The organism is Aquimarina acroporae (assembly GCF_023195925.1).
In the GTDB taxonomy this organism is placed as follows: domain Bacteria; phylum Bacteroidota; class Bacteroidia; order Flavobacteriales; family Flavobacteriaceae; genus Aquimarina; species Aquimarina acroporae.
Genome location: NZ_JALPRE010000007.1, coordinates 515,989 through 533,617, shown reverse-complemented (window position 1 = coordinate 533,617; position 17,629 = coordinate 515,989). Strand labels below are relative to the sequence as shown.

General features: G+C 35.9%; 13 protein-coding genes. 3 read left to right on the top strand and 10 right to left on the bottom strand.

Annotated features, from left to right (window positions below; genetic code table 11):
* Positions 1 to 19 precede the first annotated feature (19 nt).
* Positions 20 to 805 carry a hypothetical protein gene (locus M0D21_RS13535; RefSeq protein ID WP_248330373.1) on the top strand — a complete coding sequence of 262 codons (786 nt, stop codon included), beginning with the start codon at positions 20 to 22 and terminating at the stop codon, positions 803 to 805.
* A 47-nt stretch (positions 806 to 852) separates the two neighbouring features.
* Here M0D21_RS13535 and M0D21_RS13530 read toward each other — a convergent pair whose 3' ends face one another.
* The 6 genes from M0D21_RS13530 to aspS all read right to left on the bottom strand — a co-directional run bounded on the left by M0D21_RS13530 (position 853) and on the right by aspS (position 6,356).
* Entirely contained in the window at positions 853 to 1,050 is a 198-nt protein-coding gene (locus tag M0D21_RS13530) for a cold-shock protein (RefSeq protein ID WP_248330371.1), read from the bottom strand.
* A gap of 87 nt (positions 1,051 to 1,137) precedes the next feature.
* A complete protein-coding gene (locus tag M0D21_RS13525) occupies positions 1,138 to 1,395 on the bottom strand; it encodes a hypothetical protein (protein WP_248330369.1) in 258 nt (85 codons plus the stop codon).
* An 11-nt stretch (positions 1,396 to 1,406) separates the two neighbouring features.
* Positions 1,407 to 3,191: a chloride channel protein gene (locus M0D21_RS13520; RefSeq protein ID WP_248330367.1), complete on the bottom strand. Its 1,785-nt coding sequence runs from the start codon at positions 3,189 to 3,191 to the stop codon at positions 1,407 to 1,409.
* A 24-nt stretch (positions 3,192 to 3,215) separates the two neighbouring features.
* Complete coding sequence (locus M0D21_RS13515) at positions 3,216 to 3,980, bottom strand: tetratricopeptide repeat protein (protein ID WP_248330365.1); 765 nt, start codon at positions 3,978 to 3,980, stop codon at positions 3,216 to 3,218.
* Between the two features lie 37 nt (positions 3,981 to 4,017).
* Positions 4,018 to 4,563 (bottom strand): hypothetical protein, encoded by a 546-nt coding sequence (locus M0D21_RS13510; protein WP_248330363.1) that lies wholly within the window; start codon positions 4,561 to 4,563, stop codon positions 4,018 to 4,020.
* 44 nt (positions 4,564 to 4,607) lie between these two features.
* Positions 4,608 to 6,356 (bottom strand): aspartate--tRNA ligase, encoded by a 1,749-nt coding sequence (gene aspS / locus M0D21_RS13505; protein WP_248330361.1) that lies wholly within the window; start codon positions 6,354 to 6,356, stop codon positions 4,608 to 4,610.
* A 259-nt stretch (positions 6,357 to 6,615) separates the two neighbouring features.
* Here aspS and M0D21_RS13500 point away from each other — a divergent pair, with 259 nt between their 5' ends.
* Entirely contained in the window at positions 6,616 to 9,549 is a 2,934-nt protein-coding gene (locus M0D21_RS13500; RefSeq protein WP_248330359.1) for a SusC/RagA family TonB-linked outer membrane protein, read from the top strand.
* Positions 9,550 to 9,561: 12 nt separating this feature from the next.
* Positions 9,562 to 10,899 carry a RagB/SusD family nutrient uptake outer membrane protein gene (locus M0D21_RS13495; RefSeq protein WP_248330357.1) on the top strand — a complete coding sequence of 446 codons (1,338 nt, stop codon included), beginning with the start codon at positions 9,562 to 9,564 and terminating at the stop codon, positions 10,897 to 10,899.
* Between the two features lie 71 nt (positions 10,900 to 10,970).
* On the opposite strand, the gene M0D21_RS13490 is transcribed toward M0D21_RS13495, so the two are convergent.
* From M0D21_RS13490 to M0D21_RS13475, 4 genes are read right to left on the bottom strand one after another with little or no spacing between them, the layout of a single operon-like run.
* On the bottom strand, positions 10,971 to 14,474 hold the full coding sequence (locus M0D21_RS13490; RefSeq protein WP_248330355.1) for an efflux RND transporter permease subunit: 3,504 nt from the start codon (positions 14,472 to 14,474) through the stop codon (positions 10,971 to 10,973).
* 6 nt (positions 14,475 to 14,480) lie between these two features.
* Positions 14,481 to 15,647, bottom strand: coding sequence for an efflux RND transporter periplasmic adaptor subunit (locus tag M0D21_RS13485; RefSeq protein WP_248330353.1), 1,167 nt, complete (start codon positions 15,645 to 15,647; stop codon positions 14,481 to 14,483).
* Positions 15,648 to 15,653: 6 nt separating this feature from the next.
* Positions 15,654 to 17,018 carry a TolC family protein gene (locus tag M0D21_RS13480; RefSeq protein WP_248330351.1) on the bottom strand — a complete coding sequence of 455 codons (1,365 nt, stop codon included), beginning with the start codon at positions 17,016 to 17,018 and terminating at the stop codon, positions 15,654 to 15,656.
* A complete protein-coding gene (locus tag M0D21_RS13475) occupies positions 17,015 to 17,620 on the bottom strand; it encodes a TetR/AcrR family transcriptional regulator (protein ID WP_248330349.1) in 606 nt (201 codons plus the stop codon). Before M0D21_RS13475 ends, M0D21_RS13480 begins: the two co-directional genes overlap by 4 nt.
* Positions 17,621 to 17,629 lie beyond the last annotated feature (9 nt).

Sequence of the window (17,629 nt, the reverse complement as noted above, 5' to 3'; positions counted from 1 at the left end):
TAAGTACCAAAACCATAGGATGCAAAAAATTACTTTCATTTTTGTTTTATGTCTTGCTGTTTTAGGACATGCTCAAGAGATCGAAATGCTTAATGGAGAGATAATTGCCAGTGCTAGTAAGGTTGATGCTGTTCATGTTATTAATCAAACTCAAGGAATTGGTGCTGTGAGCAATAACTTAGGTTATTTTGCAATACGAGCGAAACCAGGTGATACCATTGCGTTTTCTTCTATACAATATGAGTTGAAACAACATATTGTTTCTGGAGAAGATTTGGTGAATGAAAGTTTTAAGATAGAATTGGAGCAATTGGTCAATAGTCTTGATGAGATTCGTGTAACTCAATATACCCTTACCGGAAAGATAGAAGAGGATGTTCATAAAATACCTACGTATACAGAGAATTTACCATTTTGGAGTGCGGCTGAATTAAAACAAATGGGAGTTTCTGGATTTAATGATGCGCAATCACCTGTAAAAAATTTGGCCTTAGAAGAAAATAGTAATGTGCTTAAAACTAGTATCGATTTAAACCTGGTAGCAGATTTGATTTCAAGAACGTTTAGAGGGAAAAGTAGAGGAGGGGCAGGTGTGGTTAGTAAAAAAATGAAAGAACATTATAACGAAAAGTTTATTGTAGAGATTCTTGAAGTTCCAGAAACGAAGTATTATGATTTTATAGATTTTATAAATGAACAGCCACAAACCATTGCGATGACTGATACAAAAGATCAATTAAAAATCCTTGAATATTTAATTACTCAGAGAGATATTTTCTTTGAGAAATATAATATCACAAAATAAAAATAGCGCTACTCCTGCAGCGCTATTGAAACTAAGTACTTTATATCTTAACCGTGAATTACGCGTACATTTGCCGCGATAACTCCCTTTCTTCCTTCTTCTTCTTGATACTCTACTTTGTCACCCTCATTTAAAGCATCACCATCAATTCCTGTGGCGTGAACAAAGATGTCTTTTCCTGTTTCGTCGTTGGTAATAAATCCGTAACCTTTTGATTCATTAAAAAATTTAACTGTTCCTTCCATTGTAATAAAAAATAAAATAAATATTGAGTTCTAAAGTTAGGTCTAAATATTTTATGAATCGTTATTTAAATGTGAATATTTTAATAATTAAATTTCTTTTCGATCTTTTTTTCTTTCGTAATCCCTCATTTTGTTAAGATTTTCCTCGGTTAACATATAGTCTTTTACCTTTTTGTTTTTCCATCTATGATAAATAAATATAGGCATTAAAATAAATGAAGCTACCAATATACCCACACCAACTATTTTATCTCCAGTTGGATGATCACCAGTGTTTTTGAAGTAATATCCAATACAAATTAGAGCGACTACAGCAATAAAAAGGATTCTAATGACATATTTCATAAGCAAATGTATTATCGGGTAAAATTAATCAACTTTCTTCTATATGAGGTAAGTAATTTTGATTTGGAAATAAAACCGAAGTATTTTCCATTCCTGATCACTGGGAGATTCCAAGCTCCGGTATCTTGAAACTTTTGCATTACACTTTTGGCATTATCTTCTTCATAAATAATTATGGTTTTGTTTTGTGACATAAGTGTTTCAACTTTTATTTTGTGATATAAAGTAATGTCAAACATAATATCTCTTATATCATCTAAAGCCACCATACCAATGAGTTTATTAAATTCGTCAGTTACCGGAAATAGGTTTCTGTTGGATTTGGCGACAGCTTCGCTAAGCAATTGTTTAAGGGTATAGTGGGGGTGCACAGTGATAAAATTGGTTTCTATGCAATCTTCCAAATTCATTAAGGTGAGTACGGTTTGATCTTTGTCATGTGTTAAAAGATCACCTTTTTCAGCAAGTTCCCTATTATAAATATTATGTTCTATTCGGTTTTTAGATATAAAAAAGGATATGGCCGTAGTGATCATTAAAGGAACAAATAACTCATAACTTGATGTAATTTCAGCAATTAAGAAAATTGATGTAAGAGGTGCGTGTAGTACTCCTGCGATAAGTCCTGCCATGCCCAAAAGGGTAAAGTTAGCTTCAGAAACTGAAAACCCTAACCCTAAGTTGTTAATTACTTTAGATACAACATTTCCCAAGGCGCTACCCATAACCATGGTTGGAATAAATATCCCTCCAGAACCTCCTGCTGCAAAAGTTGCTGTCATTGCAACTGCTTTAAAAATCGTGATTCCGGTTAATAGGGCAATTACGACCCAAATGTTGCCAGTAATGCTATCAAATGGGGTTTTGCCTATAGCGGTATAATGATCGCCGCTTAAAAGATCATTAATAAAGCCTAACCCTTCCCCATATAAAGGTGGTATAAAATAAAGCATAATCCCTATCGCTAATCCTCCTACAAGAAGTTTGTGAATTTTCTTTGTAAATCGATTAAAAAAATGGGAAATGCCAAAATACATTTTGGTAAAGTAAATAGAAGCGACAGCAGTTCCAATTCCCAGGATAATGTAAAAAGGAGTATCGTAAATATCGAATTTTTCGGTAACATCAAATCTGAATAGAACTTCATCTCCAAGAAAAAAATAGGAGGTTATAATTGATGATACTGAAGCAAAAAGTAGCGGTAAAAGGGAGGTCAGAGTAAGATCCAGACTAAATACTTCTACGGCAAAAACTAATCCGGCCAATGGAGATTTAAAAACTGCAGAAATTGCTCCAGCCGCTGCGCAGCCAATTAATAAAAATCGAGTTTTGCCACTAACTTTAAATAATGTGCAAATATCTGAGCTTAAAGTGGATCCTGATCCAATAGCAGGTCCCAAAAGACCTACTGAACCCCCAAAGCCTACAGTAATGGGAGCTAGAATAAGAGGTAAATACCCATGAATAGGCTTGATAACACCATTTTTTTTTGATAGTGCATGTAGTATGAGTGGTATAGCAGGACGTATGTCCTTTTTAAATATATGCTTGGTTAAAACGTATACAATTAAAAGTCCGATAAAAGGAATAATAAAATAAAATGAGGTTTGCCAAGATATAATGTCGCTTTGTAACACCACTTGAATAAGGTGGGTGATGTTTTTTAACAGTAGAGATATAAGTCCCGCGGCGAAGCCAATTAAAACACTTAGCAATAGAATAAAATTCTTATTCGAAATGTTTCTGTAACGCCATTTCAGAATTTTATAAAGCCAGTTATTTTTACTTGAAGACATATAAGTTAGTTAATTACCTTAAAGTTAACTATTTTCTAATTCCTTTTTTAATGCTTCTATGTCTTGACTGTAAATTTGGTAAAGTACTTCTACATAATTACGACGGTGAGAATATCCTAGGTTAAAATCATTTTGGGCTTTTTTAATATAGATTAAGGCATTTGAGAAGTCCTGCTCTTTATAAAAACATTTGGCTAAATAGTAGTGAGCATCTGCGTAATGGTCATTTGAATATTTAAGTGCTTTATAAAGATTTTGCTTCGCATTTTCATAATCCTTTTCAAGATAATAACCAATGCCAAGATATAAGAACGCAGTAACGTCTGCATATTCTTCTCCAGAGGTATTCGCCTGATCTTTGATGTATGTTTCGAAATAGAGTTTCGATTTATTATAGTTTTTTAACCCTAGGTAGGCTAAACCTCTCATATAGTTTACACTCTGGCCCTGAGGGGTGTCATCAAAGTTAGGAGTAAGTTCATCTGTTGCATCAAAATCTGCTATGGCTTTTTTGTAATTTCTATAGAAATATAGGTGTAAATATCCTCTCCATCCTTGCCATTCAACCGGGTCGAGTTCTACCGCTTTATCAAATAGGGGTTTCCACTTTGTCGGCATGCCTCGTTTGAGATAGGCGACAGATAACTCTCTCCAAGCTTCAGCGTTTTTGGGATCAAGTTCTATAGCCTTTTCTATGACAGACATGGTTTTAGAAGAACCTTGTCTAAAATGTACAGCGGGTCCATTCATAATTTCTTTGGATGCTGTTATTTTTTCTTCCTTGCTCATGGGAGAACATGAAATAACCATGTGTAAGACAAAGTAGCTAAGGAAGTATTTCGGTAATTTCTCCATTTTGTATTTTGTAAGCTATATATACGTAATAATCTATGGGTTTATTGTTTGTTTCAAGGATATTCCAATGCTTTGTATTAGAAGTTAATTGGTAAAGTTGATCGATTATGTCGTGTGACATTGAACCTTGATTCAACTCGAGATCTGTAGTGGTAATTTCAAATCGTCCCGTTTCTCCTTTGCAGTTTACAATAAATCTAAAAAAGATATATCCAGCATCCTTGTTGCTGCTGTTCTCATAGTTTTCTAAAATCTTTTTTCTAAAAATACCTTTGTTAAATTTAAAGGCTTCGGGAGCAGCTCCGTGATGAGTTTTGAAGATGTTAGGATCATCACAAACTTCAAAAGATTCGTTAGAAAGTGTCGTGTTTGGGTCTAAATGTCCAATATAGTGAGGGTATTTCTCAGTATCAGTAGTATATTTTCCGATATGCTTATAATATATATATCCGAAAAATAGTGCAATTACTGCTACAATTCCAGCTAGAATAAGAAGTGTGATCTTAAAAACCTTCATGACGTAAAGGTATAAAGAAACCCCACTTAAAAGTGGGGTTATTTCTATAAATCTAATTTAATGTTCAATTCTTTAAGCTGATCTGTGTCTATGGTTGCTGGTGCATCGATCATAACATCTCGACCACTGTTGTTTTTCGGGAAGGCAATAAAGTCCCTTATGGTCTCTTGGCCGCCAAGAATAGAAACTAATCTATCAAAACCAAAGGCGATCCCTCCATGTGGCGGGGCACCATATTGAAATGCATCCATCAAAAATCCAAATTGTTCTTTAGCTTCTTCGGGAGTGAAACCAAGGTGGTCAAACATTAATGCTTGAGTTTCTTTATCGTGAATACGAATTGATCCTCCACCAATTTCATTTCCGTTTAATACTAGGTCATAGGCATTTGCTCTAACCTCGCCTGGTTTAGAGTCTAACAGGGAAATATCTTCTGGCTTAGGTGAAGTAAATGGGTGGTGCATAGCATGATAACGCTCTGTTTCTTCATCCCATTCTAGTAATGGAAAATCGACTACCCATAATGGCGCAAATTCTTCTGGGTTTCTAAGTCCTAAACGTTCTGCCATTTCCATTCGTAGCGCACTTAATTGTGCTCTTACTTTATTTGTTTGCCCAGAAAGTACACAAATTAAATCTCCAGCCTGTGCTCCTGTTACTTGTGCCCATTTGGCGAGGTCTTCCTGGTCGTAGAATTTATCTACTGAAGATTTGTAAGTACTGTCATCATTACATTTTACATATACCATTCCTAAAGCACCAACTTGAGGACGTTTCACCCAATCGATTAGCTTGTCGATTTCTTTTCTGGTGTATGACGCTCCTCCGGGAACAGCGATCCCAACCACTAATTCAGCTTCATTAAATACTTTGAAATCCTTATGTTGTGTGACTTCGTTAAGTTCCCCAAACTTCATTCCGAAACGAATATCAGGCTTATCATTACCATATGTTTTCATGGCTTGGTTATAGGTCATTCTTGGGAAATCACTGATTTCAATGCCTTTAATTTCCTTAATAAGATGACGTGTAAGCCCTTCAAAAATGGTAAGAATATCTTCTTGCTCTACAAAAGCCATTTCACAGTCTATTTGAGTAAACTCGGGCTGTCTGTCAGCTCTTAAGTCTTCGTCTCTGAAACACTTTACAATCTGAAAATACTTATCCATTCCCCCCACCATAAGCAATTGCTTGAAGGTTTGAGGAGATTGCGGTAATGCATAAAATTGACCTTCATTCATTCTCGAAGGAACCACAAAATCACGTGCTCCTTCGGGAGTAGATTTTATTAAATAAGGCGTTTCTACTTCTATAAAACCTTCTTCAGATAAATAGTTACGAACTTTCATCCCAACTTGATGACGAAACATCAAGTTATTTTTTACAGGATTACGTCGAATGTCTAAGTACCGATATTTCATTCTTATATCTTCACCGCCATCGGTTTCGTCTTCAATAGTGAAAGGAGGAACAATAGCTTCGTTAAGAATAGCGAACTCCTGTACTAAAATTTCAATATCTCCAGTAGGAATGTTAGGGTTTTTAGATTCTCGTTCTATAACAGTACCCTTAACCTGAATAACAAACTCTCTACCTAGTGTTTTGGCTTTGGAAACTATTTCTTTTGGTGTACGTTGCTCATCAAAAATAAGTTGGGTAATGCCATAACGATCTCGTAGATCTACCCAGATCATAAAACCTTTGTCACGTATTTTTTGAACCCAACCAGAGAGGGTAACTTCTTGATTAATGTTTGAAGCGTTAAGCTCACCGCAAGAATGACTTCTATACATAGTGTTTGTCGTATCAAATTAAGGGTGCAAAAATAAGAAAGTTTTAGGGTATATAAATGAGGTTTGTTAGAAAATACATTGACTAAACAATTGTTAACTATTATACAATAGAATTGAAATTGTTAATAATGTATGTTTTTAGTAATTAGTTTGTCTATTTTGTGGGTGATCGAGGGGTTTTGTACGAACAATTGTTAGTTTTAACATTTTTTTATAAATATCTTTTAATAGATTTAACCAAACATTTAAACAAATCATTATGAAAAAACAAACTCATTTTAGCAAAATGAGAATTTTGCTATTATTACTATTTTTTCCTGTGATCCTCTTAGCACAGGAAACGATCACCGGTAAGGTGGTCATTCAGGGTTCGGGGGAGCCCGGTCCTTTTGTAAATATTATTGAAGAAGGAACAAATAACGGAACAGCTACGGATATAGATGGTAACTTCTCTATTACCGTTAGTTCCTTACCAGTAACACTTAGGGCTACAGCTCTTGGTTTTGCAGACACGACTATTAGGGTTGAAACAGCCGGCGATGTAACCATACAAATTTCAGAATCTTCGCAAGCACTGGAAGAGGTGGTTGTTACCGGTTTAGGTACTTCTATCAAGAGAGCCAACCTTGCAAATGCTGTGGCTACGGTTTCTTCAGAAGAGCTTGTAGGAAATACAGGGCAACCAACGGTTGATGGTGCACTTTATGGTAAAGTGCCAGGTGTAAACATTGTTTCTTCATCGGGTGCTCCTGGTGGAGGTTTTGCACTTCGTTTACGTGGGGTTTCTTCTATTAATGGGCAAAACCAACCACTTTTTATTGTAGATGGAGTTTACTATAACAATGATGAAATTCCTTCAGGATTAAGAAATGCTTCTGGAGCAAATAGAGGAAATGAGGAAAACTCGGCTAACAGGCTAGCAGACTTAGATCCTAATGATATTGAAAATATTGAAGTGCTTAAAGGAGCATCAGCTGCTGCAATATATGGACAGCGTGCAAGTGCCGGGGTAGTAATTATAACTACCAAAAGAGGTAAAGGTGGAAAAACCAAAATCAACTTCAGTCAGGATGTAGGTTTTACCAAAATTGCTAACCCTCTTGGATTAAGACCTTGGACAGCCGCTTCTGTAGAAAGTACTTTTGATGCTGCAGAACGAGTATTATTTGAACAAGCCGTAGCAAATGGTGGACTTATAGATTATGAAGATGTGATCTATGGAGAAACCGGTTTTATAACCGAAACAAGAATAAGTGCTTCAGGAGGTGGAGAAAAAACAAAGTTCTATGTGGGTGGATCTTTTAGAGATGAAGAAGGTATTATTAAAAATACCGGTTTCGACAGACTTTCGATAAGAGCAAATATCGACCATAAGATTTCAGATGTTTTTGATTTCTCGATCAACTCAAACTATGTAAAGAGTAACAATAGCCGAAGTTTTACTGGTAATGAAAATGAAGGTGGTTTAAGTTATGGATATACATTAGCATTTACACGTCCTTGGATTAATTTATTTCCAGATGCAAATGGAAACTATCCTAATAACCCAAATTACCCTGGTAACCCGGTTTTTGTAAGAGATAGAGCTAGAAATGAGGATGCTACGAACAGATTCTTACAAGGATATAAGTTAAACACAAAGTTATTTACCAACGACAATAACAGATTACGATTCTTAATAAGCGGTGGTCTTGATTATGTAGCTAACGAAACTTTCGTATATGTACCAGAAACCCACCAGGCACAAATTGGTGGTCAGGAAGGATTTATTGCTGTAGGTAAGAATAATATCATTCAGTTTAATAATCAAGCTATCTTAATTTGGGATAATACAGCCCTAAATGGAGATTTAAACTTAACCACTCAGTTGGGTACGGCTTATATTGATATCGAAAGAAATTTTGTAAACAGCCAGGGAGCAGATTTAACTCCTGGTCAGACCAACGTAGATCAATCGGTAAACCAAACTATTGATCAGCGTTTAGAAAAGGAGAGGGATTTTGGATATTTTGCTCAAATTGAAGGTAATTATAAAAACCAATTAATCGCTACCTTAGGATATCGTTTAGATAAGTCTACTAGAAATGGAGATCCAAATGAATTCTTCGGATTTCCTAAAGCATCGTTAGCTGTTAATATCAATAATTTTGATTTCTGGAATATTGAAGCAATCAATCAGTTAAAAATAAGAGCTGCTTATGGTGAAGCTGGTAACCCTGCCACTTTTGGAAACACATTTACCAGTTTTGTATCTTCTAACACGGGAGGAAACGGAGGTTCTTCGGTGCAAGGATTAAGAGGAGACCCTAACATTGAGCCAGAAACTTCTAAAGAATTTGAAACAGGTTTCGATATTAGCTTTTTTGATAGCAGAGTATCTTTAGAAGCTACTTATTATAATCGTAGTGTTGATGATCTTATCTTAACAAGACAGTTACCAGCTTCATCTGGATTCACAACTGAAACTACAAACCTTGCAGATTTGACAAACCAAGGGGTTGAATTAGCAGTACGAGCAGATGTTTTTAATAATGATAATTTCTATTGGAATACTGGAGTTCAATTTTATAAAAACACTTCTGAAATTACAAGACTAGATGTTCCTGCATTTGCTCAGCCAGGAGCTGGTTTTGGTACAGGTTTAGGTACATTCTTTATTGAAGAAGGAGAGCCTGTGACACAATTGGTGGGTAATATTAATGGAACATTAACTCAGGTAGGTAATGTTGAGCCAGATTTTCAAATGGCTTTTTCTAACCAATTTACAATACTTAAGCAGTTAGATGTTTCTTTCTTGTTACAATGGAAACAAGGAGGAGAGAACTTAAACTTATCAAGATTCCTTACCGATTTAGGAGGAACTTCAGACGATTTAGAAACGGCCGAAGGTCAGGCTCGATTGGCGTCACCGGCCAATGCAGAGCGATTTGTTGAACCTGCAGGATATGTAAGATTGAGGGAAGCAGCGATCTATTATAGGTTCCCTACAAAAGTGATCTCTGGATTCTTAGGAGAGACCGTAGAAGGAATTAAGTTAGGAATCTCAGGTAGAAATATCTTTACGATTACAGATTATAGTAGTTATGATCCTGAAGTATCGGTAAACGGTGGAGCTGGATTATCTAGTGGTATTGAGGTAACACCATTCCCTAGTTCTAGGCAATTTTATTTTCACCTAAACGTTAATTTTTAAGAGCAAGAAATCATGAAGAGTATATCAAAAATAACTTTAAAATTAGCCGTTACGTCATTTTTTGCTTTACTAGCATTTACTTCTTGTGACTTTGAAGAAGTAGTTGACCCAAATGGCCCTAGTGTAGGAGGTGTCGAAACTGGAGCCTCTGTAGATCAATTAAACGGATTGGTAGTAGCAGTAGAGTCTACTTCAAGAAATGGATTAGGAACAGAAGTAACCGCCAGTGGTACTATGGCAAGAGAGTTATATTTATTCGATGCAGATCCTCGAAATACTGGAGATTTGTTAGGTAAAAATGGAATAGGTTTAGATAATAATTCATTTTATAGTACACAGCAATGGAATGGAAGCTACCGTTGTATAAAAAATGCGAATTTACTAATTGGTTCTGCAACAAATACAGAAAGTATTACGGAGGCAGAGCGTCAAGGATATTTGGGTTTTGCAAAAACATTTATAGCTTATGAACTAATTCAGGTTCTTAAATCTTATAATGTTGCTAGAGTAGATGTTGCTGATCCTGATAATCTAGGTCCTATACTAGAATTTGGACCAGCCTTAACCGCTGTAAGAAGTATGTTGAATGAGGCAAGAGATAATATTAATGCTGCAGGTGCAGAGTTTAAATTTCCTTTGAGTAGTGGTTTTGACGATTTCAATACACCATCAACATTTTTAGAATTCAATAGAGCAGTAGCTGCAATTGCAGCTTTGTATGATGGCGATGGAGCTGGAGCGTTAGCCGAATTAGGAAATTCATATTTTGACCTTGCAGGGGACCTAACCGTTGGGCCAAAGCATATATTTGGTCTTGGTGGGGGTGATCAGGCAAATCCAGTATTTAGAATTGCTTCAGTTTCTGCTACAGAACCTAATAATGGAGATCAAATTATCGTACACGATAGTTGGGTAAATGATGCAGAAGCTGGTGATACTCGAGTAACAACAAAAACTGCAGTACGACCTTTACCTACTTCTCAAGATGATCTTAATGGTACTAATGAGACCAGATTATATGCTACCAATGTAACTCCTGTTGATATTATTCGTAATGAGGAATTAGTGTTGGTATATGCAGAAGCTAGTATTTTGGCAAGTAATCTTCCTGATGCAGAAAATGCACTAAATGTAATTAGAAACGCTGCTGGTTTGGCAGATTATTCTGGAGCGCAAACTGCACCAGATTTAACTACTGAAATGTTAAACCAAAGAAGATATTCTTTATGGGCTGAAAACCATAGAATGTTTGATTTGAGAAGATATGATTTATCTAGTGGTTTGCCTATAGATAGAGCGGGTGATCAGATATTTGACACATTCCCGGTTCCATTATCTGAGAATAACTAGAAAAAAAAGCTTTTATTACATAAAAAACGCCGCAAATCGCGGCGTTTTTCTTTTTTCAATTTTACATATCACTACGCAGTAGCTGTTGTTGCTACCGGCACTTCTACGTTTTTCTTTCGTCTTAACCACACTTTAAATCTGTTGACAATAAAGAACAGACAAGGAACGATAATTAGGGTTAAGAAGGTGGCGATGATTAATCCGTAAATTACAGCCCATGCTAATGGACCCCAGAAAATTACGTTGTCACCCCCAATGTATATTTTAGGATCAAAATCTGTAAATAAGGAGAAGAAATCCACATTAAATCCTATAGCCAATGGAATCAAACCTAGAACCGTTGTAATCGCAGTTAATAATACTGGTCTTAAACGAGCTCTACCTCCTTTTATGATAATGTTCATTACCTCTTCGTTTGGTAATAATTCATTCTCTGGCACATTAAGTTCTACCTTTTTTCGATCTATTAGTAGTTGGGTGTAATCTAGTAATACCACACCGTTATTTACCACAATACCTGCGAGAGAAATGATACCCATCATGGTCATCATAATTACAAAAGATGCTCCAGTTACCAGAATACCTCCAAATACCCCTATAAAACTTAAGAATATCGCGATCATGATGATGGTTGGTTTGGAAATAGAGCTAAACTGAAATACTAAAATCAACATAATTAGTCCCAATCCGGCAAAGAATGCTCCCATCAAGAAAGCCATTTGTTTACCTTGCTCTTCTATTTGACCGGTATAATCTATTTTAATTCCTCTTGGTAATTCAGGGAAACTAGCCATTTCAGTTTGTATCTGTGATACAATAGCTCCGGCATCTGTATATCCCGGTTGTAGGCCTGAGTAAACAGTAACAACTCTTCTAGTGTCTCTGTGTTTAATGGCACTAAATGATGAAGTGTTCTTCTGAGTAGCTACCGCAGAAACAGGAACTTCTCTAGTTTGACCTGTGCTCTGATCTTTATAAGTGATGTTCTGATTAAAAAGTGCACTGGTATTGTATCTGTTTTCAGAATTGAATCTTACATAGATGTCGTAATCTTCTCCTTCTTTCTTATAAACTCCTGCTTTTTCTCCAAAAATAGAACGACGTAGTTGATTACCTACTTGTCCAGCTGCTATACCAAGCTCTCCAGCTTTTTCACGATCTACCTCAACTTGCATAGCAGGTTTTCCTTTGTTTACATCGATCTTTAACTCTTCAATACCAGGAATATTTTTTTCATTGATGAAATTTCGCATTTGCTCCGCGATATTGATAAGATCATCGTAGTCAGGTCCTTCAATTTCTATATTGATAGGGTATCCAGCTGGTGGCCCAACCGCATCCTTTTCTACAGAAATAGCTACCCCAGGGTAAATACCTTTGAGATCTTCTTGTACTTTTTGACGCAAAATTTCAGAGTCCTTTCCTTTTCTAAACTTAAACTCACGCATGGTAGCGGTAATCTTAGCTCGGTGTGGCATTTCGGCATTACTACCTCCATCGGTTTGAGGATTTCCAGCTCCTTCACCAACCTGTGACACCGCAGATTCTACCAAAAAGTTATGGTTTTCTCCCTCTACATATTCTTTATCGTTAACCACAGCATATACACGCTGCTCTATTTCTTTGGTTATAGCATTCGTTTTATCAATATCAGTACCTTGAGGATACTCGATATATACTATAATCTGATTGGGTTTATTATCTGGGAAGAATTCTACCTTAGTTCGTTGACTACCAATAGACCCTCCAAACATAGCAAATACCACAAACAATAAGATAAAGGTTCCTATTGTAAATGCATAGGCTCTCCAACCTTTTAGCGCAAATGCTAAGAAACGTTGGTATCTATTTTCTAACCATGCTAATATTCTTCTTTGGAAAAAGTTAGCAGCTCCTTTTAGAACATATTTATAAACCCAAAACATGATAGCGGTTACGATCATTAATGTACCCAATCCTCGTACCGGTCCTCCAACAATAAGGATAAAAATACCCATACCTCCAAGAATAATACTTAAACGTATAAGTTGTTTACGTGAAAGTACTTTTTCTCCTACTTCCATAAATTGAGAAACCAGCATAGAGTTGATGAAAATTGCCACGAAAAGGGAAGATCCTAAAACTACCGACAAGGTGATCGGGAAATAAATCATAAACTGTCCCATTACCCCAGGCCACATTCCTAAGGGGACAAAAGCTGCTACCGTGGTAGCGGTAGAAATAATAATAGGGAAGGCGATTTCACCAATTCCTTTTTTGGCGGCTTGTATACGAGACATGCCTTCTTCTTCCATTAATCGATATACATTTTCTACAACTACAATACCATTATCTACCAACATTCCTAGTCCCATAATTAAGGCGAACAAAATCATTGTGTTCATAGTGTAGCCTAGAGCCGAAAGGATCATAAAAGACATAAACATAGACATTGGTATTGCAAATCCCACGAACAGTGCATTTCTAAACCCTAAGAAGAACATTAATACACCTACCACCAGTATGATCCCAAAAATAATGTTGTTTACAAGATCACTTACTTGATTTTCGGTTTTTTCAGATTGGTCATTGGCAACACTTATAGTAAGGTCATTAGGGAAAATATTTTCTTTAGCATCATCTAGAATTACATTAATCTTTTCTACAGCTTCGATCATGTTTTTTCCAGATCGTTTTTTAACGTCGAGCATCACAACATTTTTACCGTATTCTCTAGCATAGGTAGTTTTGTCTTCTTCTTTGAAAGTAACATCAGCAATATCTCTTAGATATACAGCTTTGTTGCCTTCAAATTTAACTACAAAGTTATCTAGCTCTGATGGTCGATCGATTTCACCCAAAATACGAATCGTACGACGTTGTCCACTAGTGATCATATTTCCTGCAGACATGGTCATGTTTCCGTTTTTTATGGAGTTAATGACATCGTCGAAACTTACTTGTGCAGCCATCATTTTGTAGATGTCTACAGCTACTTCTACTTCTTTTTCCTGTGCTCCTCTTATGTCTGCTTTTTTGATTTCTGGTAGATCTCCTATTTCATCTTCAAGATATTCTGCATATTCTTTCAGTTTATCTACAGGATAGTCTCCGGTAATGTTAATATTCATTATCGGGGTTTCTTCAGAAATACTTAGATCGAAAACATTTGGTTCTACTTTAGCACCATTGAATGTTGGCCAATCTTCATTTGCTTTCTCAGAATCTACCTCGTCTTTTACCTTTTGCTTAGCTTCGGGAACAGATAATTCTTCGTCAAATTCAACAGTAATAATTCCGTAGTCTTCTTGTGAGGTAGATAATATCTCTACCACGTTGCTAACGTTTTTCAATTTATCCTCAAGAGGATCGATAATCAAACGTTCGATATCTTCGGAAGTGTTACCAGGGTAAGGAACACTTATATAGATCTTGGTTTCGTTGATTTCAGGAAAATTCTCCCTTGGCATTGAAAAATATGCCGACAACCCTAATACCAGAAATATACCGATCATGACATAGATCGTAGTAGGGTTATCTATCGCCCAAGATGATAGTTTAAATTCCTTATCTACTTTTTTATTATTCACTTGCATAGAGTCTTAGTTTAAGATTTTAACTTTTTGTCCATCTTTTACACTTCTGGCACCTTCACTTATAATAGCGTCTCCATTGTTTAGACCATCTAGAATTTCAATATAGTCACCTTGAGTTTTTCCGGTTTTAACGATTACTCTTTTGGCTTCTGCTATATTTTGAGCATCTTTTGACGAAGTAACATAAGTGTATTGATCACCTTCGGCGTTTTCTGATAAAATACTTTGCGGAATTAGGATTGCTTTTTCATTTGTGTAATCGTTAATCTTTACTTTGGCAGTAAGGTTTGGTTTTACTGTTCCTCCGTTAGAAGGTACACCTACTTCTACCAAAAAAGATCTATTGTTAGGGTTGATGTAGTTACCTACCTGACGAATTTTGGTATTGATTGTTTTCCCTAAAACAGGGAAATATACTTCTACATCTTTACCTACAGTCACACTGGGAATATAACGCTCTGGCACTTCAGTTTCAATATACATATTGTTTAAGTTAACAATGCGTATTACAGCATTTAAGCCTGGAGATACTACACTACCTTGTTCTGTAATAACATCATCAATTACCCCGGAAAAAGGTGCATTAATTGTAGTTTTTGCCAACTGACGCTTAATTTGGTTCACCGCATTTTCTTGAGCTTCAAAATTTGTTTTAGCTTCTAAATATTGAATTTCTGAACCAATTTTCTGTTCCCACAGTCGTTTTTGACGATCAAAAGTTGTTTTAGCTAGTTGAGCTCTTACTTCTGCTTGAGATAATTGTTGACTTAGTCCTCCATCATCTATTCTGGCTAGTAATTGTCCTTTGCTAACTTTTTGTCCTTCTTTAACATAAATCTTAGTAAGAATTCCTCCCATTTCAGGATAAAGAATAATGTTTTGTTTGGTTTCTACATTACCTTGTAATTCTACGTAGTGATTAAACAAGGTGTCTTTTGCAATAAGTGTAGTAACCAAAGGAAGTTTTTTAACCGTGTCTAGAGAAGCAATAGCTTCATCAAGTTGCTTTAGTTTATCGGCTACGGTTTGCTGCTCTGCAACAACTTCTGTTCTTTTGGCACGTAAAGCCTTAAGGTCACCATCTTCTATAATCTTGTCAATAGACTTCGCGTCGTTTTGTCCACACGAAGCAAAAAGAATTGTTATACTTAATACGGTAAGAATCTTTTTCATAATTGGTTACTTATTATTTTGTGGTGTATTTAAAATCGTTTCTAATTCGGCCTTTTTATTGATAATATCCAGCATGGCCTGTAATACTTCTTGTTGTGAGCTGTATAATTGTATTTGAGCTTGTCGTAAATCGAAACTCGATGCTAAACCTTCAGAATATTTAATCTGATTTTTTTTCTCAATGCGTTCTGCCAAAGACAGATTTTGCTTTGAGGTGTCAAAATTTTCTATAGAAAGTTTGTAGTCACTGATTGCAGAATTGTATTGTAGCTGAATTTGTTGCTGCGCTTGAATAAACTCTGTATTCGACTGCTCAAAAGCAATTTTAGCCTGTTGTGTCCTAGCGCTGCGTCTTAATGAGCTAAAAATAGGAATGTTAAGGCTCGCACCCAGTACAGAAGATTGAAACCAAGGGGTTTCGCTATCAAGAAATACAAAATCGTTGTCAAACGCAGATGTTCCGTAATTAATAAATGCAGAAAGCCTAGGTAATGCTCTACTTTTTTCAAGCTTGAGCTCAAGTCTCCTTTGTTCGGTTAATAAATAGGCCAATCTATAATCTACATTATTTTCAAGAATGAATGGTGTGGCTGTAATCGATTCATCCATATTCTTCATGGTTAAGCTGTCTAAGTCATCAGCAAGCGTAGTATTCGAATCTACATCTACACCAATAGCAAGATTAAACATTTGAAGCGCAATTTTTTGTAAACGTTCTGCATTGCTCAATTGGTTTTTGATCTGTAACAATGTGATTTGAAGTTGCTCTGCATCTTCTTCTTCGGCTAAACCATTTTCAAAAATCTTTAAGGTTTCCTGATAGTTTTTCTCTAGAGTTTTTACATTGTTTTCGAGAATTTTTACACTTTCCTGTGCTACCAAAACACTTCCGTAAGCATTAATCACGCCTTTACGTACCTCTAGTTGTACTTTTTCTTCAGAATCATTGTTGAACTGCAGGAAACTCTTAGCGGCTTCAAGACCAACAAGGTAAGAACCGTCAAAAATAAGCTGATTCAAGGTGGCAGTAGCAGAAACTTGTTGTTTTACTCCAAAAACCACCGGAACGAAAGTTCCAGGTTCTCCACCAACAATTTCTCCGGGCAAAGGAGTAACAGGTTGTTTTAATTGGTTTTGATAGTCTATAACTCCGCTTATTTGAGGTAATCCATCTGCAGTGGTCTCCCATTTTCTTTTTAATGCCTTGGCAACATCTCTCCTGGCATTAATAGATTGGTAACTATTCTCCAAAGCAAACTCAATGGCCTCATCAAGTGTAAATGAGTAAATAGAATCGGTTGGCAATTGTTGAGCCTGTAATGAGGCTGTAAATAACCAACCCAGACAAAATAACCATAGGTTGTTTCTCATATTTGTTGTTCTTTTATTAGGTTGTTTAAAATTGTACGTCCTTTTTCTGTGGTGATACCTAAAATGTGATATTCTAAGTAGTCATCCATAAGTTTTGAAACCGGGAATCGATCATCGGGGAACATATTTTTGTCCTTTATTCCTGTGGTTCCAATAAAATAGATTCTCGATATAAATGCGATATCTATATTTTTCCTAAAAACCCCTTTTTCTATTCCTCTGGCCAAATTGTCTACCACACATTCTTGAAAAACTTCGAATTGCTTCTCCTTTAAACCCGAATGGATTTTTGGATAATACTTTTGCAGTTGGTGCAAGGGAGCAGTCTTCTCATTTTTCAAATGTTGCATTACAAATGCCTTGATGGTATACAGTTCTTCAATAGGGTCTAAATTTTCTTGTAGAATCGCATTAATACCATCACTAATTTTACAGAACAAGTGATGGGTAGTAGCTTCTACAAGTTTGGTTTTATTTTGAAAATAGGTGTAAATCGTTTTTTTCGACATTCCCATTTCAGATGCGAGATCATCCATAGTAACACTCTTGAACCCTAAGTTCAAAAACATATCATTGGCTTTCTCAACTATTTTCTTTTCCATTACTGAGTT